This is a genomic window from Micromonospora sp. NPDC051925 (assembly GCF_044548625.1).
GTDB lineage: Bacteria > Actinomycetota > Actinomycetes > Mycobacteriales > Micromonosporaceae > Micromonospora.
Window position 1 is genome coordinate 1 of the sequence record NZ_JBIUCH010000013.1, and the last position, 22,951, is coordinate 22,951.

At 71.8% G+C, this 22,951-nt stretch carries 18 protein-coding genes and 1 pseudogene; 6 read left to right on the plus strand and 13 right to left on the minus strand.

From position 1 onward, the window contains the following. Positions 1–194 precede the first annotated feature (194 nt). On the minus strand, positions 195–1,616 hold the full coding sequence (locus ACIG87_RS18705) for a recombinase family protein (RefSeq protein WP_396851846.1): 1,422 nt from the start codon (positions 1,614–1,616) through the stop codon (positions 195–197). A 174-nt stretch (positions 1,617–1,790) separates the two neighbouring features. Here ACIG87_RS18705 and ACIG87_RS18710 point away from each other — a divergent pair, with 174 nt between their 5' ends. Beyond that, positions 1,791–3,704 (plus strand): ATP-binding protein, encoded by a 1,914-nt coding sequence (locus tag ACIG87_RS18710; RefSeq protein WP_396851848.1) that lies wholly within the window; start codon positions 1,791–1,793, stop codon positions 3,702–3,704. Positions 3,705–3,983: 279 nt separating this feature from the next. On the opposite strand, the gene ACIG87_RS18715 is transcribed toward ACIG87_RS18710, so the two are convergent. From ACIG87_RS18715 to ACIG87_RS18735, 5 genes and pseudogenes are all read right to left on the minus strand, one after another. Then, complete coding sequence (locus ACIG87_RS18715) at positions 3,984–5,672, minus strand: CotH kinase family protein (RefSeq protein WP_396852112.1); 1,689 nt, start codon at positions 5,670–5,672, stop codon at positions 3,984–3,986. 27 nt (positions 5,673–5,699) lie between these two features. Next, positions 5,700–6,074, minus strand: a pseudogene (locus ACIG87_RS18720) (chitobiase/beta-hexosaminidase C-terminal domain-containing protein); the annotation flags it as partial. Positions 6,075–6,106: 32 nt separating this feature from the next. Further along, the gene (locus ACIG87_RS18725; RefSeq protein ID WP_396851850.1) at positions 6,107–6,934 is read right to left on the minus strand and encodes a polyphosphate polymerase domain-containing protein; all 828 of its coding nucleotides are present in this window, start codon (positions 6,932–6,934) and stop codon (positions 6,107–6,109) included. Next, positions 6,931–7,086, minus strand: coding sequence for a hypothetical protein (locus ACIG87_RS18730; protein WP_396851851.1), 156 nt, complete (start codon positions 7,084–7,086; stop codon positions 6,931–6,933). The genes ACIG87_RS18725 and ACIG87_RS18730 overlap by 4 nt, the downstream gene beginning before the upstream one ends. A 305-nt stretch (positions 7,087–7,391) precedes the next feature. Then, positions 7,392–8,219: a DUF72 domain-containing protein gene (locus tag ACIG87_RS18735; RefSeq protein ID WP_396852114.1), complete on the minus strand. Its 828-nt coding sequence runs from the start codon at positions 8,217–8,219 to the stop codon at positions 7,392–7,394. A gap of 218 nt (positions 8,220–8,437) precedes the next feature. Between ACIG87_RS18735 and ACIG87_RS18740 the strand changes: the two genes are divergently transcribed. Beyond that, positions 8,438–9,166, plus strand: a complete 729-nt coding sequence (locus ACIG87_RS18740; protein WP_396851853.1) for a Clp protease N-terminal domain-containing protein — start codon at positions 8,438–8,440, stop codon at positions 9,164–9,166. 176 nt (positions 9,167–9,342) lie between these two features. On the opposite strand, the gene ACIG87_RS18745 is transcribed toward ACIG87_RS18740, so the two are convergent. Both ACIG87_RS18745 and ACIG87_RS18750 read right to left on the minus strand, forming a co-directional pair. Next, complete coding sequence (locus tag ACIG87_RS18745; RefSeq protein ID WP_396851855.1) at positions 9,343–9,861, minus strand: hypothetical protein; 519 nt, start codon at positions 9,859–9,861, stop codon at positions 9,343–9,345. A 124-nt stretch (positions 9,862–9,985) separates the two neighbouring features. Then, complete coding sequence (locus ACIG87_RS18750; RefSeq protein WP_396851856.1) at positions 9,986–10,186, minus strand: DNA repair protein; 201 nt, start codon at positions 10,184–10,186, stop codon at positions 9,986–9,988. A gap of 197 nt (positions 10,187–10,383) precedes the next feature. On the opposite strand from ACIG87_RS18750, the gene ACIG87_RS18755 reads away from it, so the two are divergent. Both ACIG87_RS18755 and ACIG87_RS18760 read left to right on the plus strand, forming a co-directional pair. Continuing rightward, entirely contained in the window at positions 10,384–11,046 is a 663-nt protein-coding gene (locus tag ACIG87_RS18755) for a GNAT family N-acetyltransferase (RefSeq protein ID WP_396851858.1), read from the plus strand. 417 nt (positions 11,047–11,463) lie between these two features. Next, positions 11,464–11,805: an STAS domain-containing protein gene (locus ACIG87_RS18760; RefSeq protein ID WP_396852116.1), complete on the plus strand. Its 342-nt coding sequence runs from the start codon at positions 11,464–11,466 to the stop codon at positions 11,803–11,805. A gap of 54 nt (positions 11,806–11,859) precedes the next feature. Here ACIG87_RS18760 and ACIG87_RS18765 read toward each other — a convergent pair whose 3' ends face one another. Further along, positions 11,860–13,341, minus strand: coding sequence for a glycoside hydrolase family 3 N-terminal domain-containing protein (locus tag ACIG87_RS18765; protein WP_396851859.1), 1,482 nt, complete (start codon positions 13,339–13,341; stop codon positions 11,860–11,862). A gap of 235 nt (positions 13,342–13,576) precedes the next feature. On the opposite strand from ACIG87_RS18765, the gene ACIG87_RS18770 reads away from it, so the two are divergent. Next, the gene (locus ACIG87_RS18770; protein ID WP_396851861.1) at positions 13,577–14,752 is read left to right on the plus strand and encodes an ROK family protein; all 1,176 of its coding nucleotides are present in this window, start codon (positions 13,577–13,579) and stop codon (positions 14,750–14,752) included. Positions 14,753–14,908: 156 nt separating this feature from the next. Here the strand turns inward: ACIG87_RS18770 and ACIG87_RS18775 are convergent, their stop codons facing one another. From ACIG87_RS18775 to ACIG87_RS18790, 4 genes are all read right to left on the minus strand, one after another. Further along, a complete protein-coding gene (locus ACIG87_RS18775; RefSeq protein WP_396851863.1) occupies positions 14,909–17,635 on the minus strand; it encodes a hypothetical protein in 2,727 nt (908 codons plus the stop codon). Positions 17,636–17,736: 101 nt separating this feature from the next. Then, entirely contained in the window at positions 17,737–19,332 is a 1,596-nt protein-coding gene (locus tag ACIG87_RS18780; protein WP_396851865.1) for a S8 family peptidase, read from the minus strand. A 534-nt stretch (positions 19,333–19,866) separates the two neighbouring features. Further along, the gene (locus tag ACIG87_RS18785; protein WP_396851867.1) at positions 19,867–20,880 is read right to left on the minus strand and encodes an ABC transporter permease; all 1,014 of its coding nucleotides are present in this window, start codon (positions 20,878–20,880) and stop codon (positions 19,867–19,869) included. After that, positions 20,877–21,878 (minus strand): ABC transporter ATP-binding protein, encoded by a 1,002-nt coding sequence (locus tag ACIG87_RS18790; RefSeq protein WP_396851869.1) that lies wholly within the window; start codon positions 21,876–21,878, stop codon positions 20,877–20,879. Before ACIG87_RS18790 ends, ACIG87_RS18785 begins: the two co-directional genes overlap by 4 nt. A 130-nt stretch (positions 21,879–22,008) precedes the next feature. On the opposite strand from ACIG87_RS18790, the gene ACIG87_RS18795 reads away from it, so the two are divergent. After that, positions 22,009–22,851: an ABC transporter ATP-binding protein gene (locus ACIG87_RS18795; protein ID WP_396851871.1), complete on the plus strand. Its 843-nt coding sequence runs from the start codon at positions 22,009–22,011 to the stop codon at positions 22,849–22,851. Positions 22,852–22,951 lie beyond the last annotated feature (100 nt).

The window sequence follows — 22,951 nt, forward strand, 5'->3', positions numbered from 1 at the left end:
ATGGCCGACACCGGTAACCGCTACGCTCCCCATCGAGGACCCTGCCCACTGATGATCTTTGTCTGGAAACTCAGATCATGGACAGGGTCCTCCCCGTATCGCTAGACCTAGACCACTACGAATCCCCCCGATGGTCAAAACACGAGCGGCCACCCCCGAGGTTCGGGGGTGGCCCGTCGCGTCGTCGCGAGCGGTTACGCGACGGCGGCGAGCAGCGGACGAAGGGGTTGCTTCGCGTCGATGCGCACCGAGTCCGGGTAGAAACCCCGGCCCCGCTTCCCGGACGGCAGGATCGTCACCGTGAACAGGCGGTCGATGATGAGTCGCCGGTTGGCCAACCCCATGTCCCGCCACATCCTCACCGGGTCCGCCGAGTTGATCACCTCCGCGAGGGGGTCATCGGTCACGTTCGCGTTCAACAGTTCCTCGATCTCCGCGATACGGGCCTTACCGACCCTGGTAGCGGCGGCGACCTGCCCGGCGGTCCGCTTGCCCAACACCTCGTCCTCGGCCATCCGCTCCAACCGGGCGCGGATAGCGGCCCGCTCACCCCGCAACGCCTGCGCGTCGACCTCCGGGGCGGGCGGGGCCAACAGGTCGAACCGGTCCGGGTGCGTCAGCGTGTAGAGCACGTTGGCGAACACCAACTCATCAACCTTGCCGGCGTTACGGGTCAGGTGGTTGCGCTCCTTGCACCGGTAGCGGGGCTCCCGTCCACCACCGGTCACCTCACACGTCACCGGCTCGTCCACCACCACGTCGAGCGGGGTGCAGATACCGCACCGGTAGATACCCGACCCGTGCCAGCGCGGCGCGGCACCCGGACCCACCCGCCGCGACGGGTCAGTCAACAACTCACACACCGCCTTGAACACCTCCGGGGACACGATCGGCTCCCACGGAGCCCTCACCCCCTCCAAGATCTGCCCCTTGTGCACCATGAACCCGGCGTTACGCGGACGCAACAGGATGTCCCGCAACGTCTCCGCCGACCACGACGCACCCGTCACGGTCGACACGTCCCCCTCCCGCAACTCGGCCGCGAGCGCCCGCAACGTCAACCCCTGCAACAGCCGGTGCGAACAGTCCGCGACCACCTCGATCTCGTAGTCGATCGTCGTGACCCCGGCCTTACACGACCGTCCGCCGTGCCACGGACACACCACCTCGTCCGGCATCGCCCCGTCCGGGACGTCCGGCGGACCGAGACAGAACCCGAACGGACGACGCCCACCCCCGAACTGACCGTTACGCGCCTGCCGCTCCCGCGCCATCGACACCCGCCGCGCCGCGTCCCGCGACGCCTTGTTCGCCACCAACACCCGCACCTCGGCATCGAAGTTGTCGTGCCCCTTCTCCATGTGCAACGAGTTGGTGCACGACTCCACCACGATCGAGTGCGGCGAGAACTCCACCACGTCCGCCAGATCCTGGAGATCCTTCGGATCACGAAACGCCCGGTCCAGGTCCAGGCACAGCAACGCGTCCGCCCGCCCCGCCGACAGATCCGCAAGGGCCTCCCGCAAGTCCGGACGCCACACCCGGTACTCCCGACGCCCGTCCGGCAACGTGACCTTCCGCCGCTTGTACGCCGACAAACGAGGATTCTTGATCACCTTCCACACATCCCAATCAAGCCCACCGGCCCGATCCCGCATACGCTGGATCTGGTCGTCCAGCCCGGACGGGATGCCCTCATCCGTGAGGTCAACGTCCTCACGCTTGTCCGACAGACGAGCCAACAAGATCGCACGACGCCTAGAGGAGTTCTTACCAGCCATGCATCAAATATGGGTTATAAACCGAGGTCCGGCAAGACCACGCTTGCGGTGTACTGGGCACACCGGGTCGCCGACCGCTTCCCGGACGGCCAACTCTATGTCGACCTGCGCGGATTCGACTCCACCGGCTCGGTGGTGACGGCCGCCGAGGCGGTCCGGGGATTCATCGAGGCGCTGGAGGTGCCACCCGAGCGGATACCCACCCAGCTGCCCGCACAGGTGGGTCTCTACCGCAGCCTGCTCGCCGGTCGTCGGATGCTGGTGCTGCTGGACAACGCCCGCGACGTCGACCAGGTCCGGCCCCTGCTGGCCGGCAGTCCGAGCTGCCTGTTCCTGGTCACCAGTCGCAACCGGCTGGCCGGCCTGATCACCGCCGAGGGCGCCCGACAGATCGCCGTCGACCTGCTGAGCACCGCCGAGGCGTGGCAACTGCTGGCCCGGCGGCTGGGCGCGGGCCGGCTGACGGTCGAACCGCAGGCGGTGGACGAGATGATCGAACGGTGCGTACGGCTGCCGCTGGCGCTGGCCGTGCTCGCCGCGCGGGGGGCGGCGCATCCCACGTTCCCCCTGGCCACCATCGTTGCCGAGCTGCGCGAGGCACCGCGCCTGTCGGACTCGTTCGACGGTGGGGACACCGGCACCGACGTGCAGTCGGTCTTCTCCTGGTCGTACCGGAACCTGACACCGCCGGCGGCGCGACTGTTCCGGCTGATCGGCTGCCATCCGGGACCGGACCTCGGCACTGCCGCGGCGGCGAGCCTGGCCGGGCTGCCCCGGAGCCGGGTGACCCGACTGCTGGCCGAGCTGGCCCATGCGCACCTGGTCACCGAGCACGCGCCCGGCCGGTTCGCGGCCCACGACCTGTTGCGGGCGTACGCGGCGGAGTTGGCCGAGAGCCTCGACCCGGCTGAGGAGCGACGGGCGGCGGTCCGGCGTGGACTGGACCACTACCTGCACACCGCGCACGCGGCGGCACTGCTGCTGCAACCCGGTCGGGATCCGGTGGCCCTGACCGCCGCCCTGCCGGGGGTGACGCCCGAGGAACTGCCGGACCACGGTCGGGCGCTGGCCTGGTTCACCACCGAGCACCCGGTCCTGCTGGCGGCGGTCTCCCACGCCGGGCGTACCGGATTCGACGGACACTGCTGGCAACTGGCCTGGACCCTGGTGGACTTCCTCCAGCGCCGGGGGAGCTGGCCGGACCTGGCCGTGGCCCAGCAGACCGCCCTGGCCGGGGCGCGGCGGGCGGGCGACCGGCCCGGACAGGCGAACGCCCACCGCGATCTCGCCCGGGTGCTCTACCGGTTGGGCCGGGTGGACGAGGCGGTGGAGCACTACCGGGAAGCCCTGATCATGTTCGGCGCGTTGGGCGACCACACCGGGCAGGCGCGTACCCACCGGGCGTTCGGCGCGATGCTCGACGGGCTCGGCCGGTACGCCGAGGCGCTGGACCACGTACAGCGGGCCCTGGCGTTGTACCGGGCCGCCGGTCACCTGGCGGGGGAGGCCAGCGCCCGCAACGCGGTCGGCTGGGCGCACGCCCAACTCGGCCAGTACGGGCCGGCGCTCGACCACTGCGCGCAGGCGTTGACGCTGCTGCGCCCGACCGGCGACCGGCACGGCGAGGCGAACACCTGGGACAGCCTCGGCTTCATCCACGACCGGCTCGGCCATCACCGCCAGGCGCTCCGCTGCTACGGCCGGGCGTTGGCGCTGTACCGGCGGATCGGCGACCGGTACGACGAGGCGGACACCCTGACCCGGCTGGGCGAGACCCGGCACGCGGCGGGGGACACCGGCGGCGCGCTGCGGACCTGGCGGCGGGCGCTCGGCATCCTCGACGAACTCGACCATCCGGACGCCACCCGGGTCCGCGACCTGCTGACCCGGGCCACGGCCGGGAATCCGGCGCGTTCCCGCTGATCCGCCGCGCCCGGCTCCGGTCGCCGGCACCTCGCGCAGATCGCGCCTGCCGTCGGAGGAGTCGGCCAGGGGCGGCCGAACCGCCGACCGCGCCCGAGCAGGTCCCCGCCCGGTGCCGGTGCCCGCCCGGTGCCGGTGCCCGCCCGGTGCCGGTGCCCGCCCGGTGCCGGTCCCCGCCCGGTGCCGGTGCCCGGTGGAGCGGGGTCTCGGTCCGTGCGCCGACGGCGAGCGGGGACCGGTCGACGCTGACCGGCCCCCGCTGCGCGCGCCCGCGGGCGGTCAGCTCGTCGTGCAGGTCAGCACCGGGATGCCGGGGGTGCCGGTGGACGAGCCGAGGAACCCGAACGTGGTGCTGGCACCGGCGGCGACCGTCCCGTTGTAGGACACGTTGCGGGCGGTGACCGTCGAACCCTGGGTGGTCACGGTCGCGTTCCAGGCCTGGGTGACCGCTTGGCCGTTGGCGTACGTCCAGGTCACGGTCCAGTTGCTGATCGCCGAGGCCCCGGCGGTGACCCTGACCTCGCCCTGGAACCCGCCGGTCCACTGACCGGTCACCGTGTACGTCGCGGTGCAGCGGGCGGCGCTGGGCGGCGGGGTGGTCGTGGGCGGTGGGGTGGTCGTGGGCGGTGGGGTGGTCGGGGTGGGCGGTGGGGTCGTCGGCGACGGCGGCGGGGTGGTCACCGGTCCACCCCAGCCGGCGGTCGAGTCGAGCCAGGCCGCGCGGCGCAGCATCCAGTCCCGCATGGACTGGACCTGGCCCTGCCAGGTGGGCGCGGTCGGGGTGTAGAACGGGCCGACCATCGGGTTGGTCAGATTGGGCCAGCGCTGGAAGTTGCGCTGTGCGGCGTTGGTCAGCGGCGCGGCCAGCGCGTTGATCCGGTTCTGCAGGGCGGTGTCGGAGAGCAGACCCCGGCGCAGCGTCTGCCAGCGTGACCGGAGCTGGTTGACGAACGCCGGATCGCGTACCAGCTGGGGGAACCAGTCGTTGGCCACCGGCTGCCGGGTCTGCTGGTACTGCCAGCCGGCGACCTGGTCGTTGCCGAAGTAGCCGCCGACGCCGAAGGTCAGGTCGTAGTCCCACAGCGGGCCGGCGAAGATCTTGGTGTCCCGGTCCTTGTAGAAGTACGCGCTGCGGATGTACGAGTCCATCTCCCGGCTGAACTCGTTGAGGACCATCTGGTCCACGAACGAGTCGACGTCGATGTACTTCCGGTAGCCGGTGACCGGGTCGGCGGAGTTCGCGGCCCGCAGCACGTCGTGGAACTCCTGGACGTGCCCGCGCAACCAGTCCCGCTGGGGTGCCTGCAGCGGTGACGGGTCGCGCACCTCCAGGTAGTTCCAGCAGGTCGCCGCCGGCCCGGTACAGGGCAGCGTCGGCTCCTCGGCGGCCAGCCACTCGAAGCTCCAGATGTACCCGCCCTGGATCTTGGGCAGGGTCAGGTCGTCCTCGTCCAACTGCTTGAGGTCGAGCCGGTTCTTGGAGTTCTTGATGGTCTCCACGACCATGTAGACGCCCATGTAGTCACTGGCGCCCACCGGGCCGGCGTCGGTGTTGAGGTAGAACTCCACGAACCGGTACCTCGGCGCGGGCATGCCCATCTCCCGCCCGAGGTCGTAGACGAGCGCCTCCCGGATCAACGCCTTGTCGCTGAACGGCCCGCGCAGCACCCAGTCGGAGTCGGCGGGCATGCCCAGCACCGGGTAGTCGGCGTCGTCGCTGTCGTTGTCCCACAGTTCGAGGCGGTACGGCGTCTTCTCGAAACTCGCCGACGACTGCCCGCGCAGGTGGAACCCGGCGCGGGTGGCGACCGTCGGGGCCGCCGCCAGCGAGGTGGTGCCACCGCCGCCCGGCTCGAAGATCATCGCGGTGGCGTCGAGGTACTCGCGGGCGGGCTTTCCGGCGCCGTACGAGTCGAGCAGGACCACCGGCAGGTCGTGGGCGGTGGTGACGTTCTGGGCGACGTACATGGCGGTGCCGGGCGTCCCGGACGCGGTCTGGCCGACGAAGGCCTGCGCGCGTAGCTGGGTGGTGCGGGTGAACCGCAGCGGCGTACCGGCGTAGAGCGGCGACTGGGCGGTGGGCAGTCGGCCATCGGTGGTGTACCGCAGCTGCGCGCCGCTGATCGTGGTGCTCAGCGACACCGTCACCTCCCCCTGGAAGGTGCCGCTCGGCCGTGAGAAGACGATGTCGCCGACCAGGTCGTCGGCTGCTTCGGCGGCGGCGACGGCATCGGCGGCGGAGGTGTCCAGGCCGGTGGTGACCCCGGCGCGGGCCGGGGCCGGATGGGCTGGTGCGGCGGCCGGCTCGGCGTCGGCCTGTGCCGCGTACGGCACGAGGAGCCCGGTGACGAGCACCGCGACGGCGGCCATCCCGGCGGTGCGACGGGTCGGTGGGCGAATGGTCAGACGCACGATGTCTCCTGTTCGGTGCGGAGGGTGGTGGTGGGCGTCGACGCCACCGACGCCGTGGCGTCGTGGAAGTGCCGGCGCAGTGTCCGCCGCCACGGCACGTCCGGCAGGTCCGGTCGCAGGGCGGCCAGGCCGGTGGCGTACTTCGAGATGCGGACGGGTCTGGTGCCGCGTTGCCACAGCATCCGGTCGACCGGGGAGGCCGCCGAGCTGGTCTTGGTCTCGACCACGGCGACCGTGGGCAGGCCCAGCCTGCGGTCGCCGTCCTGCCAACGCAGGTCGGTGTCGATGGTGATCCGGCTCGCCGTCGCCGACAACAGCAACGTGGTACGTCGGTAGCCGGTGACCAGCACCGGTGCGAGGGGACCGCCGGCGGGTCGGATCGACTCACGGACGAGCGCCTCGTCGACGAAACCGCACCCCGGCCGCAGGGTACGACGGTCCTCCGGCCGGTACGGCAGTCGATGTTTGGTGATCCGCCCCCGGGCCCCGCTGATCTTGACCTCCAGCCAGCACTCCGCCGAGTCGAGATAGGTGCGGGTGCGCACCTTGAAGCGCCGCCGTCGGCGGTACGCCGCGCTGTGGTAGCTGGCCAGGCACGGGGTGTCGAAGTACACCGACTCGTAGCGGAAGGCGCGCGCGCCGTCGATGTCCAGCACCCGGGCGTACGGGGCGACCCGGTCGAGCAGGTGCGGCAGTTCGTCCAGCGCGACGACGTACTTGCGGTCCACCCTGCTCTGCAACGCGGCCCGGTCGATCAGCTCGGCGAGCCCGACGGGGGACAGGTCCGCCAGCGCCGACGCCAGCGGTGGCGGGGTCATCGGGGTGCCCCCGCCGGCACCGGCGTTCCGGTGCTGGGCGTCGGATCACGGCGGTCCCTCCGGAGCATCCGCCGGTGGTCGCCGAGGAGCATCGCCGCGACGACGAGCGCCATCGCGCAGATGTCGATCGCGAACGGGATGAGCCGCGTCATGTCTCGCTGTCCTCCTGGGCTCGTCGGCGGGTGGGTCGGGCACCGCCTGCGCCGGCTCGGGAGAGGTCGCGGTGGGGTGGCTGAGGCCCATCGTCTTTTCGGTAAACTTTCGGTTACTATTTCGATACTGTAGGCATGGCATCGGGTTACGTCAATGCATGGATGTGCTGCCCCGCAGATGGCGGGGACTGCGGAACGGGATCTTCCGTGCAGGCACATGCCCGGATGGGCGGATCGTGCGGCGAGCGCTTACCCCGGGGGAGGCCGACGGCGATCGGCAGTCGATAGTTTCGAGATGGTCGGGTTCAGAACAGGGTCAGCGGCTCGACCGGCACCGGTTCGGGCAGCGCCGCCAGCGCGGGAACCCGGGCTCGTACCTCGTCGTGGAAGCGGCGGGCGAGCAGTGGCGCGTCGGCATTGTCCGGGGTGTGCACGAACATGGTCGGCGAGCGACCCTCCCGCAGCCAGTCGACGATGATCTCGACCCAGCGCTGCCAGCCCTCGACGGTCTGCGCCTCGGCGTCCCGGCCGAGGTACCGGACGATCGGCTGGTCGGTCAGCGCGACCGACCGCAACGGCAGGCGGGGTTTCTTCGTCCACGCCTCCCGTTCCGCGTCGCTGGTCGGCAGGTCGCGGAAGAACGCGGTGGTGTCGAAGGGGATCCACTCGGCGGATGCCTCGGCCAGCACTGCTTCCAGCCGTCGCGTCGCGTGGGGCTCCAGGAAGAAGGCGGGGTGTCGGACCTCCACCGCGTACCGGTGGGAACTGGGCAGTCGACGGAGGAAGCCGGCGAGCGCGGGGACGTCCGCCGGGGTGAACGACCCCGGTAGCTGGATCCAGAGGGCGTGGGCCCGGCCGCCGAGCGGCTCGATCGCGTCGAAGTAGACCCGCAGCGGCCCGTCGGCGTCGACGAGCCGCCGTTCGTGCGTGACGACCTTCGGTAGTTTGAGGACGAACCGGAAGCCGGGATCGGTCTGCCGGGCCCACGAGGCCACGGTGTCCCGGGCCGGGGTCGCGTAGAACGTGGTGTTCCCCTCGACCGCGTCACACCAGCCGGCGTAGTGCCGTAGCCGCTCCTGGGCCGGGAGCGGGTGCGCCATCAACCGCCCCTGCCACGACCGGTGGGTCCACATCGCGCAGCCGACGTGTAGCCGCATGATCCCGATCCTCCCGCCAACGCCGCCGAGCCGGTCCGTCGTCGCACCGTATCGGAGCGCCGTCGGCACGGGTCGGGCGGTCCGGTGAGGTGGTGGCGCCACCGATCACCGGGAGTGCCGGCGATCGCCCACGGTGGGCTCCGAGCGTCAACTTTCGGTTGACGAAAGGGTGGCCGTCAACCTATGGTTGACGCATGACGGAACCCATTCAGATCCCCCACTCGATCCGCCTCGACGACCTGATCCAGGCCATCAAGAAGGCCCGCCCCGACGCGCTCGACCAGCTCAGCGACGCGGTGCTCGCCGCCGACCATCTCGGCGAACTCGCCGACCACCTGATCGGCCACTTCGTCGACCAGGCCCGCCGCTCCGGTGCCTCCTGGACGGAGATCGGCAAGAGTATGGGGGTGAGCAAGCAGGCCGCCCAGAAGCGCTCTGCCACGAAGGCCGACGCGGCGGCCGCCATGGACCCCAACGCCGGTTTCAGTCGCTTCACCCCCCGGGCCCGCAACGTGGTGATCGTGTCGCAGGAGGAGGCGCGCGGCACCGGCCACGCGGAGATCCGGCCGGAACACCTGCTGCTCGGCCTGCTCGCCGAACCGGAGGGCCTTGCCGCGAGGGCTCTGGTCGCCGAAGGGCTGAGCCCGGCGGCCGTCCGGGAAGCGGCAACGGCGGCGCTGCCCGCGCGGGCCGAGCAGGTCCCCGACCTGATCCCGTACGACCCGCAGGGCAAGAAGGCCCTCGAACTCACCTTCCGCGAGGCGTTGCGGCTCGGGCACAACTACATCGGCACCGAGCACATCCTGCTGGCCCTGCTCGAGTTGGAGGACGGCGTGGGCGTGCTGTCCGGACTGGGCCTGACCAAGGACCGGGCCGAGGCGCTGCTGGCCGCCGCGCTCGCCGAGGCGGTCGGCAGGAAGTAACGCCCTCGGGTCGGTCCCCGGGAGCCCCGGACTGCTCCCGGCGGACCGCCGGTCGCCAGCCGCGAATCAACCCCCGTGGGAAGCCGCCCACCACGGCCGGGCGGGAGAATCATGGAGACTGCCGGCCAGCGGCCGGGCGCGACCATCGGCCGCGTCCGGGCCGCGGCCGGTACGACTCAGTCGTCGGTGGGGAAGCCGTAACGCAGCGCGTGCTCCGGGTCGGCCGGGTCGATCTGGCGGAGGCCGGCGTCGGCAAGGCGCTTGTTGACCTCGTCGAGCTGCTCGCGTACCAGCCGGGCCTCCTCCTCGGTGACCCGGCCCCGGTGCGGCTTCCCGGCATGGTCGAGGGTGCCGTAGTCGATCTTCTCGGCGCTCTTGCGGGCCTTCGGCGGTCGGACCCGCTCCGCCGTCCTCAACAGCTGTGCCATCGGCGCGTCGGTCGCCATCGCGTCGAACTCGCTGGCGGTCAGCACCACCCGGCGCGGCTCGTCGCCGCCGTGCCGGTCGTGAATCTCGACTACCGCCACGTCGAGCGCGGCGTCGTCGATGCTCTCCACCTCGGTGACGGTGGCGTCCAGCTGCACGGGCCCGGCCACCAGATCGGGGTGCTCCAGCACGACGACCCTGACCACCTCGTCGTCGGGACGCAGCACGGTGCCGCTGAAGTCGGAGACGTGGATCGTCTTCTTGCCCATGTGCTGAGCTTCTCCTGTCGTTGGCCGGGAATCGACCACAAGACGCTACAAGGTGTGGGCCGGTGGCCCCTCCTTCAGGGTGGGGTGCAGGGATCAGGTCCAGAGGATCAACGGGGCTGGCGCGTCAGCGGGCGGTGAGGCCGCGCCGGGAGGAGGAGCCGGCGGGAAGGGTGTTCAGTTCGGCCCAGGAGAGCGGGGCGTCGAGGCCCCGACCGCACCGGGCCTCCCGGTACCGGGGTTGGGTCGGGAACCGGCCGGCGGTCTCCGCCGTACCCCAGATCCGCACGTCGTCCTGCTGGTACCGGTCATTCGGTTGCTTTGGCATGACCATTACCGTCCCAAAGAAAGGTGTACATGTATGGAAATAGATATGACGCCCGGTCGATGGACCAGGTTCCGCTGAGGCCGGTCACGATCCTCTTCTGCCCTACCCGCGCAATGCTGTCGGCAACCGGGCTTCCGCCGGGACGTGCCGGCGTACCGTGGATCATGGAGGTATCCACCAGGTGAGAGGGGCGGGCGGTGCTGGACCGGCGGTTGTACCTGCACCTGGTGACCTGGCTCGGGCAGTGGCCGGCCGGACCCGGGCTGCACGTGATCGGTTCGCGGCGACGTGCGCGCCCGGCCTGGGACGGACGCCCGCGTCCGGCCATCGCCGTCCGGGCCGACGGCAGCGCGGTGCTCTCCGTCCCGCCGCGGCGGGTCGAGGCCATCCGGGCGCTGGCCGGGGGCCCGCAGTCCGCACTGTACGAGGCCCTGCCGGCAGCGGTGGGGCAACCCGGTTGGGTGGTCAACGACGACGTGTTCCGGTGGTGCCTCGCGCCGGCGGCGCTGCCCGACGTCGGCACCTGGACCAACCCCACCGATCCGGCCCTCCCTGCCTGGCTGCACCTGTTCGACACCGATGTGCTCGTGGTCCGGGACGCCGGCGGCGGCTACCTGGCCGGCGTCGGGATCAAGCGACACGACGCGCACGGGCACGAACTGGCAGTCGGTGCGGTGCCCGCGGCGCGCGGCCGGGGGCTGGCCCGGCGGCTCGTCGCGCAGGCCGCCCGCCGGGTGCTCGACGAGGGGGCTGTCCCCACCTATCGACACGACCCCGCGAACATCGGCTCCGCCCGGGTCGCCGAGGCGGCCGGCTTCCCGGACCGGGGCTGGTCCTCGTACGGCGTCTATCCGCCCTGACCGGGCGCGGGCGGCGAACGCCCTGACCGGGCACGGGCGGCGACCCGGGTGGAGCGCGGACCGTGGATCCCGGGCCGGATCCACGGTCCGCAGCATGCCCCAGGCCCCGCCGGTCGACCCTTGGTGCTGGTCACGCTACGTATATGTTTGCCTCCGGAGCAAGGGGGGTTCGGCGCGTTGACTCTGTCCGGTAGTGGACTTGAGCTGCGGTTGGGGAATCGATGCCCTCGCTGGTTGGTGACGCAACGTGCGTGTCGCGGGCGCCTCGAATGCTCCGGCGGCTGCCCCGGCGGACCGGTGTCAGGGCCCACCGGTATGGTCGGTCGTCGCGGCGGGACGTCGCGAGCGGTCAGGAGTGGACGGTGACCAGGATCCGACGGTAGCCAGGAGCGGACGGGTAACAGGAGTGGACGGGTGATGCAGCTGCCGACGCCGGGCGAGGAGCACGGCCGGGTGGTGCTGGCACCGGCGGGTGAGCTGGACATCGCCACCGTCTCCGGCTTGGAGCGCGCTCTCGACGAGGCGCTCGACCGGCCCGGCCTGCTGGAGATCGTCGTCGACCTCACCGCCGTCACCTTCCTCGACTCCACGGCGGTGGCCGCGTTGCTGCGCGGGGCGGCGGAGGCGGTGGGCCGGGGGGCCACCCTGCGGCTGGTCGACCCGCAGCCGGTGGTGGCCCGGGTCCTGCGGATCACCGCGGTCGGGCAACTGCTCGGCCTCCCCGACGACCACGGCGACCCGGCCCCCTGGCGTCGCTGACCCGGCCGCGCCCGTTCTGGCGTCGTGGCTCAGCGCCCGTTCTGGCGTCGTGGCTCAGCCGGCCAGGCCGAGCGCTTCGGCCGCCGCGCGGCCGTTGGCGTGGCTCGCGCCGTAGGTGGTGACGAAGGCCCGGACGCCGGCCGGCCGCCACCGCCCCGGCCAGCCCATCTCCACCACCGTCACCGGGTGCGTCGCCGCCAGCGCCTCGACCAGGGCGGGACCGCCGGGCAGCCGGTGCAGGTGCCGTCCGACCAACACGATCGGCCGACCCGTGGCGAGCCGCCGCACCGCCGCCGGATCGGTCCCGGCGGCGACCACCCGGACCTGCTCGACGTCGGGCAGGTGTGGGCCCAGCCCCCAGGGCACCCGACCCTCGGCGATGGTGGAGGCGGCGTACACCTGCACCACGAGCGGTCGCTCCAGCCCGGTCAGGTCGCCCTCCACCCGGACGGCCCGGCGGGCAGCCTCGTACCCGAGACCGGGCGGGACGGAGTCGGGCGGGACAAGTCCGGGCGGGACGGGACCGGGCGGGACGGCGGTCCGGGTCCAGGCGGCGAGCGCGGCGGCCCGGCCGGCGGCCTGCTCCACCCGGGAGCGGTCCAGCCGACCGTCCCCGAGCGCCCCGACGATCTCGGCCACCACCTGATCGACCAGCGCGGCGTCGACCTTCGCGCCCACGCAGAGCAGGTCCGCCCCGGCAGCCAGGGCCCGTACGGCGGCCGGTCCGACCCCGCCGGCGGCGACGGCCGCGCCCTTCATCTCCAACGCGTCGGTGACCACCGTGCCGGTGAAGCCGTACTCGCCGCGTAGCAGGTCGACCAGGACGGCCCGGCTGAAGGTGGCCGGCCCGTCCCCGGTCAGCGCCGGCACCCGGATGTGCGCCGTCATGATCGCCTGAACGCCCGCGTCGACCGCCGCTGCGAAGGGCGGCAGGTCACGACCCCGCAGCAGCGCCGCGTCGGCGTCCACGGTGGGCAGCTCGTGGTGCGAGTCGGCGACGGTCGCGCCGTGGCCGGGGAAGTGCTTGGCGCAGGCCGCCACCCCGACCGACTGGAGGCCCGCGACGGCGGCGGCCGAGTGCGCGGCCACCCGGCCCGGGTCCGCGCCGAACGCGCGGGTGCCGATCACCGGGTTCTCGTCGGCGGTGTTGACGTCGACCGTCGGGGCCAGGTCGACGGTGACGCCGACGGCGGCCAGCTCGACGCCGATGGCCGCGTAGATCCGTCGGGTCAGTGCGGTGTCGTCGACCGCGCCGAGCGCCGCGTTGCCCGGGTACGGGCTGCCGGTGGCGTGCGCCAACCGGGTGACGTCGCCGCCCTCCTCGTCGATGGCGACCAGCACGTCGGACCGGGCCGCACGCAGCACGGCGGTGCTCGCCGCCAACTGGGCCGGGTCGTGCACGTTGGTGCCGAAGAGGGTGTACCCGGCCAGCCCTTCGGCGACCAGCTCGACCGCCCAGTCCGGCGGCACCGGCCCCGGGTACGCGGCCAGCAGCGTGCCGAGCGCCAACCGGCGCAGTCCTGGATCCCACCCCAATTGAATCTCCCCTTCGCTCTGGGCGGCACGAGCGTGCCGGGCGCACGAGGCCGACGGTGCCGGCACGGATGTTGGGCGCCGACCGTCCATCGGCCCCGCGCGACCGGACGGCACGAGTGTCGTCGCGGGCGGCCGGGTCGTCCGAGTTACCCGGCCCGGGATGGCCGATACGCTACGGACACCCCTGATCAGCGCGATTCGGTTAGTAGAGTTTACGAAAACCAGAGGACGTGGCATGAGTGCGACCCGGCTGCCCGGAACCCCCCGACTGTTGCGGGCGCTCAACGACCGTGCGGCGCTGGAGCTCCTGCTCGAACGCGGCCCGCTCACCCGCGCCCGGATCGGCGAGCTGACCGGCCTGTCCAAGGTCACCGCCTCGCAGTTGGTCGAGCGGCTGGAGGAGCGGGGGCTGGTCGCCCGGGTCGGCGAGCAGGCCGGCGGGCGGGGGCCGAACGCGCAGCTCTACGCCGTCCGGCCGGGCAGCGCGTACGTGGTCGGGGTGGACGTCGGCGCGGAGCGGGTGGTAGCCGCCTGCGCGGACATCACCGGCGCGGTCGTCAGCCGGGTCGAGCAGTCCACCCGGGACACCGACGACCCGGTCGGCGTGGTGCACAACGCGGTGGTGCAGGCGGCCAGCCGGGCCGGCGCGCAGCTGGACAGCGTACGGCGGGTGGTGCTCGGCACCCCGGGCCTGGTCGACCCGGCCACCGGGGACATCACCTTCGCCTTCAACCTGCCCCGCTGGCACCGGGGTCTGCTCGCCGCGCTGCGCGAGGACCTGCACACCCCGGTCGTCTTCGAGAACGACGTCAACCTGGCCGCCGTCGCCGAGGCGCAGTCCGGGGCGGCCCAGGGGTTGGCGGACTTCGTCCTGGTCTGGGTGGGTGCCGGCGTCGGTCTGGCGATCATGCTGGGCGGTCGGCTGCACCACGGCAGCAGCGGCGCGGCCGGCGAGATCGGTTACCTGCCGGTGCCGGGGGCACCGATCCCCCGGGACGTCTCGCGTCGGGCCAAGCCGGCGTTCCAGCAGCTCGCCGGGGCGGACGCGGTCCGGCAGGTGGCCCGTGAGCACGGCATCGACGCACCCGACGCCGCAGCCGCGGTGCGTGCCGCCATCGCCGCCGGCACCACCGGTGGCCCGCTCCTCGACGAGTTGGCCCGCCGGCTCGCCCTCGGGGTGGCCAGCACCTGCGTGGTGCTCGACCCGCCGCTGGTGGTGCTCGCCGGCGAGGTGGGGCAGGCCGGCGGCGCGGCGCTGGCCGAGCGGGTGCAGCACGAGGTGGCCGCGATCACGCTGGTCCGGCCCCGGGTGGTGCCCACCGGTCTGACCGAGGAGCCGATCCTGCGGGGGGCGCTGCGCACCGCGCTGGACGCGGTCCGGGACGAGGTGTTCGGGTCGACCGTCGGCTGACCGTCCGCTCCACCCACCCGCCACCATGTGAAGGAATACTCCACCACCGCCCCCGACCTCGGCAAGATATTGCCGGGATCGGGGGCGGTCGCCGGTGGTCCGGCGTCGTACGGGCGGCCCGCCCGGCACGTGAGCCCACCCTGCGCCGTCGACGCCTCAGGTGCAGGGACGCGCCCCCAGGTAGGTGCTGCCGTCGCCGGTGCCGCCCTCCGGGTCGAGGGCGTAGACGTGGATCTGGGTGCCCGGCGAGCATCCGGAGAGGGTGAACCGGAAGCAGTGCACGCCGGTGGTGCCGAAGTACGAGTTCACGTCCGGCCGGTTGGTCGCGGTCGGGAAGTCGCCCAGGTACGTTCCCACGCCTGCCGGCCCGCCCCGGTACACGGCCACCGCCGAGGAGGTCGTCGGCAGGTCCACGTCGACCGCCCAGCCCTCCACGGTCGATCCGGTGAGCAGTTCGAAGTTGCCGCGCGGCGGTGCGGTCCACCGGAACACCCGGGTGTCGCCCGTGTTGAAAGACAGGCCCGTCAGCTGCGAACAGTTGCGGCACATCTCGACGTCACTGGGGTACAGGGCGGTCTCGTAGACGCGTGGCATGCTCTGCGGCAGCCGCACGGTCTTCACCCCGGTGCTGCCGGCGTGCACCATCAGCATGTTGCCGGTCGCCTCCACGGTGTCGCCCACGGGCGCGAAGTGGTGCACGCCCGCGTCCTCGCTGATTTTGCGGAGCGCGGCCAGGGAAAGCTTGGGCGCGGCGGCGTACACCGACGTCCAACTGCCGCCCGTGACGGGGATCGTCTTGCGGGCCAGCGAGACCCCGCCCGCCTGGTAGGTGCCGAGGGTCGACGCGCCCGGGTCGGTGACGGTGAACCACGGGGTCAGTGGGTATCCGGGGCCGCCGCTCTGCCCGACGAACGAGTAGTTCTGGCCCAGGGCGGGCGTCCCGGTGCCCTTGGCGACCGTGATTCCGGTGAGCGCGGTCATCGAGGTGGTGGAGGCGGCCTGGTCGTCCTGCACGTACCCGGCGGCATACAGCGACAGCACGGTACGACCCGGGGTCTTCAGTTTCGTGTCGATCGCCGTACGCACCGTCGAGGACACCGCGTAGGCGTTGGGCAGGACGGCGAGCTTGACCGCGCTGAGGTCGAGGTTGCCCTTGGTCAGGTCGCTGAGCAGGTAGTGCCGCACCGGGGTGCCCAGCCGGGTCAGGTCGTCCACCAGGTTGGACAGCTGGTCGCTGGCGAAGGCGTACGAGTTCTCCCCGGCGGGCGTCAGGGCGGGCTGGTAGTTGGCCGACACGTCGTCGACGAACACCGCGACCTGCGGCTGGTAGGCGTTCGCCCCGCCGAGCTGGATCTTGTCGGCGGCCCGGAACACCGACTGGAGGTTCCCCCACAGGGTCTCCGACTCGGTGGGCCGGGCCGGGTCGCCGAACCAGCCGTACCCCTGGAGGTCCAGGAAGTGGATGGCCCGGCCGCCGATCGCCGCGGTCATCAGGTTGCGGCGCAGCAGACGGATGCTGTCCCACAGGTTCGTGGCGGTCTGGAACGGGATGGGCTGGCAGTTCGATGGCGCGCAGGCCAGCAGGGTGCGGGTGTCGTCCTCGTCCAGCCACAGCTTGTTGGCCAGCCGCATGGTGTCCGGCGGTCCCTGCTGGACGAATCCGTTGCCCAGACTCCGGCTGGTGCCGTACGAGTGGGGCACCCCGATGATGTCCACGTACGGGCTGTTGACAAGTGTCGTCAGGTCGTTGCTTCCGCTGGTCCCCAGTTCGGTGCGCAGGCCGTAGAGGTAGCCGTAGAACACCGTGGTGAGGATGCGGTTGCCGGTCACCTGCTTGGCCTTGGCCAGCAGCCGGGTGATGGCCGCGACGTTGCGCGCCGACATGTACTGGTGGTATTTGGCGGCCCGCAACGAGTTGATGTCGGCCGGGTCCAGCACGGTGCCGCGCGACGCCCCCGAGGTCGTTGGCGACTGGCCGGGCACGGCGTTGTTGCGCTCGGTGGGCGTGGCCGACCGGCAGTTGGGGACCAGGCTCGCCGGCAGGGCGCTCCACGCGCAGAAGCCGGCCTCCGCGCTGCTGGAGTAGTCGTCCAGGTAGAACGAGTGCCGTCCCCGTGGGCCGGGTTGGGTGCCCGAGTCGTTCGTCCAGGGGTACAGCTGGCAGACCCGCACGCCGTCCGGGCCGGTGCCGCACAGGTCCGGGGCACCCCAGTCCAGCATCTTGTTGGTGGTGTCGTGGTAGCCGTAGGGCCGGTAGAACCACTCGCCGCCGTTCTCGTAGGCGATCAGCAGCGACATCACCCGGCCGGGGTACTGCGAGTCCATCCGGGTCAGCACGCGGGTGATCTGCTGTTCCTGGTATGCCAGCCAGGCCTCGTTGAACGTCCACGGGTGGCCCGCCCCGTTGGTGTCGTCGCGCACGTTGCCCTGCAGGTCCTTCATCCGCATGGGCTCGGCGCCGGGGGGCGCGTCCTGCAGGTACATCCGGACCATCAGGTACGGCCGGGGGTTGAGCTGGTTGAGCTTGCCGGCCAACTGGTCGATGAAGGCGTCGCTGGTGTTGTTCAGGTGCACCTGGAGCATGGGCGCGACGTTCATCTCCGCCGCGCCCGTGTTCGCCGCGGCCAGTTGCGCCTGGTAGTTGAAGTACGACCAGTTGTTCTCCCCGATCGGGACGCTCTGGGAGTTCAGCGCCATGAAGAACGGTGTGCTCGTCCGGCAGCCGCCGCCCTGGTCGCACAGTTGGATCACCTTGCGGCCGTTGCGGTTGACGATCGTCGACTGCGGTCCGGACCAGCCGTCGGCGTAGGCGTACTCGGTCGACAGGATGGGGGTGAACGGGATCAGGACAAGCGCGATCAGGATGGCGAGCAGTCGTCTCATGAGTTCTCCCGACGCTGGCGTGACGGTGGGTGGGAGCGACGGCGGGGCGTGGTCCCGGCACCCCGGGCCCGCGCCCCGCCGTCGGCCGGCGGAACAGCCGATCAGAGGAGCAGGTAGCCCTGCGTCCCTTCGCTGTTCTGCCCCTCACAGTTCGGGTCCGGCGAGTCGAAGTGATCCGCGCCGCTGCGCGTGATGCAGCGGTAGAGGGGTTGGTAGGGCGCAGCCGGCGGGCTGTCGTAGGCGTAGCCGATCACCCCGAGGAAGGTCCGGCCCTCACAGTTGGCGGACAGGGAGGTGAACCGGTCGTTGCCCACCTGGCACTGGTACAGGGGGTGGCTGCCGGCGAGCTGGGCCGTGAGCACCTTCCCGAGGCTGCCCTCGGCCTGGTAGCTGCCGCCGGGGTGGGTGGTGGAGCTGACGTGGTCCCGGCCGGACCAGAAGTACCGGGTGAGGGTGGCGGTGCCGGGGGAGGGCGGGGCCGAGCCCGTGTACAGCAGGCGGTTCGGCGAACCCGCGCCCGGGTTGGTGATCTTGTTGGGGGTCGCGGCGTCGAAGAGGGCGGCGGCCACCTGGGCCGGGGTGAGCCCGGCGTTGCCGGCCAGCACCAGCGCGGCGGCACCTGCGACGTGCGGGGCGGCCATCGAGGTGCCGCTGAGCGAGGCGGTGGCGGTGTCGCTCCCGTTGGACGCCGAAACGATGCCCTCCCCGGGGGCAAAGATGTCGGTGCAGGTGCCCCAGTTCGAGAACGATGCGCGGGCGTCCGCCGTGGTGCTGGCGTTCACGGTGATCGCCTCGGTGACCCTGGCCGGGGTGAAGCCGCAGGCGTCAATGCTGTTGTTGCCGGAGGCGATGGAGTAGACGACGCCGTCGGCGATGGAGTTGCGCACTGCGGACTCGAGAGTGCTGTCGGTGCCGACCGCACCGAGGCTCATGTTGGCCACGGCCGGCACACCGGCGGCGTGGTGACCGGTCACCCAGTCGACGCCGGCGGTGACCCCGGCGAGGGTGCCGTTGCCGCTGCAGTCCAGCACCTTGACCGCGACCAGGGCCACCCCCTTGGCGACGCCGTACTGGGAGCCGCCGATGGTGCCCGCGACGTGTGTGCCGTGGCCGTTGCCGGAGCAGTCCGAGTCGATGCCGTCGCCGGTGGTGTTGGTGCCCCAGGTGGCCCTGCCGCCGAAGGTGGTGTGCGTGGTCCGGATGCCGGTGTCGATCACGTACGCGCGCACGGTGGACGCCGTCGTCGGGTACGAGTAGCTGGCGTCCAACGGGAGGTTGCGCTGGTCGATCCGGTCCAGGCCCCAGGACGGAGGGCTGGGCTGGGTGTCGAGCGCCCGGACGACCCGGTTCTGCTCGACGTACGACACGTCGGCCTCGGCCGCCAGCCGTCGTGCGGTGGTGCGGGTCATGGTGCCGGCGAAACCATGGACCGCGTGCTCGTAGGTGTGTTCCACGTCGACGTCGTACTTCGCGGCCAACTGTCCGGTCAGGGCGGCCACATTCGCACGGGCACCGACGGTGACGTGATCGTCGAATACGACGAGGTAGCTGTCGGCAATGGCGTCCGGACCGCCACTACCGACTATTTGCCCTGCGGCGATTGCTGGACTTGCAATTCCCACGGCCAGGATGGTTGCCGCAGCAGCAACTGCGCTCAGTCCTGTCCGAAGCCGACGGTGCACCCGAAATTGATCCATGGCTGTAAATAGTTCAGCCTCCGTCATTAACTGTCAACGTGTTGACTGTCGTCAGTCAATCGGGTATTGGCTCATCGGGTCCTCTCTCGCTGAACTCGGCGCGAAGTGTGGCAAATAGGAATCTGTCCAGAATTGTCGCGCAGATTCCGGGCGGCCTACGCCCGATCGCGGTCGGCGAGTTTCCTAGAAACAATTTGTGGCCCGGTGGCTTGTTCGTCATGCGCCTACCGGATCGACGGCAGTCGGGTTGGTGGTCGGGGGAATTCGCGGCGTCAGCCTGCGACCTGCATCTCCACCCGACACTCTTTCCTTCCGGAAAGCTGGCTTCGACAATTGGTCGTCCATCTCGGCAGTGCTTTGTCAGCGGGCCCCGACGCGGCGATGACGGAGTCCTGCCCGAATGCCGGTTGCTCGGGCAACGGCCACCCGACCAGGACGAATCCACCGTCCTGCGCGAACTGCAGCGCCTACGCGCGACCTGGCTCGGGTGCTGCCCGCTCCGCCACCAACTCGTCCCCAGTCGACAAAGTGCTGCTAGAGCAGGTCGCGGCGGCGGAACGCGGCGAACGCGGCCCCGGTCACCGCCCCGGTCAGCGCCAGCAGCACCAGCAGCGCCGGCACCCAGGTGATCGCGTAGATCCCACCGTCACAGGAGCCGCCGCCCGGCGGGCAACCGTTGTTGTCCCAGAACTCCGCCCGGCCGGTCAACCAGGCACCCAGATAGCTGGAGAGCATCAACTGGTCCGGCCGGGCCACGTCGAGGATCTCCAGCACCAGGCGGCAGCCCAGCTCCCAGACCACCGCGTACGCGGCGACCGCGCCGAGCGCCGCCGAGGTGTGCCGGCCCAGCGTGGCGATCCCGAAGCCGAGCACCGTCGCCAGCAGCACCAGCACCAGGCCCCGCCCGTAGATGGCACCCAGTCGGCCCCAGAACTCCCCGTCGAGCGTGCCCGGCAGGCCGGCCGTCTGTCCGATCGTCCAGAAGGTGCCCAGGTAGAACACCGTCGCCAGCACCGAGAGCGCGGCCACCACCCCGACCAGGGTGCCCAGTTTCGTGCCCAGCACGGTGAGCCGGCCCGGACGCCAGAGCAGCAGGTTGACCACCCCGCCGGAGTTCAGGTCGGCACCGATGTACGACGCGCCCACCAGGAAGCCGAACAGCACCAGGAACGCGACCAGGAAGTAGAGCAGCCCACGGGCCTGGTGGGAGAAGACGAAGACCGAGGAGAGGTAGTCGGTGGCCACCGGCAACTGCTCCATCCGCGCCGGGTCCAGCTCGGTGCAGTCGGCCGGCACGTAGCCGGCGTCCTCGGTGATCGGGATCTCCCCCGCCTTGATCCGCAGGCAGCGGGTGTGCTCCGCCTCCATCCTGGCCACCACCTGCGCGGCCTGCGTCTGGGCGGCGGACAATTCGTTCGCCGACGGCCGGTGCGATCCGATCAGGGTGGTCGCGGTGGTCACCGCGAAGGCCACCGCGAGCAGCAGCACCATCAGTTGGACGAAGCGTCGGGCGGCCAGCCGCTCCACCTCGGCACGGACCAGGTTCACGCGTCCACCCTCCGACCGTCGGTCAGGTCCAGTTCGATCAGCGGCTCACCGGGCGGGCCGGCGTCGTCCGCCTGCCGGGGCAGGGCCGCCCCGCCGGTCAGATCAAGGAAGACACTCTCCAGGTCCGGCCGGATCGGGGTCAGCTCGCGTACCCACAACTCCTGCCCGCCGAGAGTGCTGCTGATCAGTTCCGGCTCCTGTGCGCCACCGACCACCAGCAGATCGTCGGGGTGAACGGTGACCGTCAGCCCGGCCGTCCGCAGCAGGTCCGCGCCCCGCTCCGGGTCGGCCACCCGGACCCGCCACTCGTGCTGGTCGTGCCCGGCCAGCACGTCGTCCACCCGGCCGGCGGCCACCCGGCGGCCCTGCGAGATGATCGTGACGTGGTCGCAGATCAGCTGGATCTCGGCCAGGATGTGGCTGGACACCAGCACGGTCACCCCGGACTCGGCGAGCGTGCGCATCAGGTCCCGCATCTCCCGGATACCGGCCGGGTCCAGCCCGTTCGCCGGCTCGTCCAGGATCAGCAGCTCCGGGCTCTTCAACAGCGCCGACGCGACCGCCAGCCGCTGCTTCATGCCCAGCGAATAGGCCTTCACCCGGTCCCGGCCCCGATCCCAGAGGCCGACCTGATCCAGCACCTCGTCCACCCGGGACGTCGGCACGCCGCCGGCCACCGCCAGCAACCGCAACGTGCGGTGCCCGGTGAAGTTGCCGAAGAACTGTGGGCTCTCCACGATCGCGCCGACCCGGCCGGAGACCCGGGCCAACTGCTCCGGGGACGGCTCGCCCAGCACCCGCAGTTCCCCGGCGTCGGCGTTGACCAGCCCGAGCAGGGCGCGCAGGGTGGTGGTCTTGCCGGAGCCGTTCGGGCCGAGGAAGCCGTGCACCTGGCCCGCCTCGACGACCATGTCGAAGTCGTCCACCGCCACCCGGCTGCCGTGCCGCAGGGTGCGGAACGTCTTACGCAGGCCGGCGATCTCGATGACCGCGCTCATCCGCACCACCTCTCGTCTCGTACAGGCATGGGCCGTCCTCCCGGTGTGGTGACCAACGACACGGCGCCCCACCCTATGGCCGCGACACCGCCCGTGGGGGGCGACCCGGGCTGCGTGGTTGGATGGGGCGGTGACTGGTGACCCGATCCCCGGCGCCGCAGCCGCCGTAACCGCCCCCTCGACCGTGGACGCGGATCTGGTGGTCAGCCTGGACGGCGTCGCCGTCCGGCGATCCGGCACCGCCCTGCTGCACGACGTCGACTGGCAGGTCGAACTGGACGAACGCTGGGTGGTGCTCGGCCCCAACGGCGCCGGCAAGACCACCCTGCTCAACCTCGCCTCCGGCCGGCTGCACCCGAGCACCGGCGTCGCACACGTGCTCGGCGAGCGGATCGGTCGTACCGACATCAACGAGCTGCGGACCCGGATCGGCCTGACCACCGCGGCGGTGGCCGAGCGGGTTCCCGCCGAGGAACGGGTCAGCGACGTGGTGGTCACCGCCGCCTGGTCGGTGGTCGGCCGCTGGCGGGAGAGCTACGACCCGGCCGACGAGGCCCGCGCCCACGCCCTGCTCGGGCAGTTCGGCGTCGGCCACCTCGCGGACCGGGCGTACGGCACTCTCTCCGAGGGCGAACGCAAGCGGGTCCAGATCGCCCGTGCCCTGATGACCGACCCGGAGCTGCTGCTGCTCGACGAACCGGCCGCCGGGCTCGACCTGGGTGGGCGCGAGGACCTGGTCGGCCGGCTCGCCGCGCTGGCGTACGACCCGGACGCCCCGGCCCTGGTGCTGGTCACCCACCACATCGAGGAGATCCCGCCCGGCTTCACCCACGCGTTGCTGCTGCGCGACGGCGGTGTGGTCGCCCAGGGGCTGCTCGACGAGACGCTGACCGCCGACAACCTCACCAAGACCTTCGGCCTGCCGCTGCTGGTGGAGCGACACGGCGCACGCTGGACCGCCCGGGCCGCCTGACCGCCCCGCCCCGCCCCGCCCCGCCCCGCCCCGCCCCGCCCCGCCCCGCCCCGCCCCGCCCCGCCCCGCCCCGCCCCGCCCCGCCCCGCCCCGCCCCGCC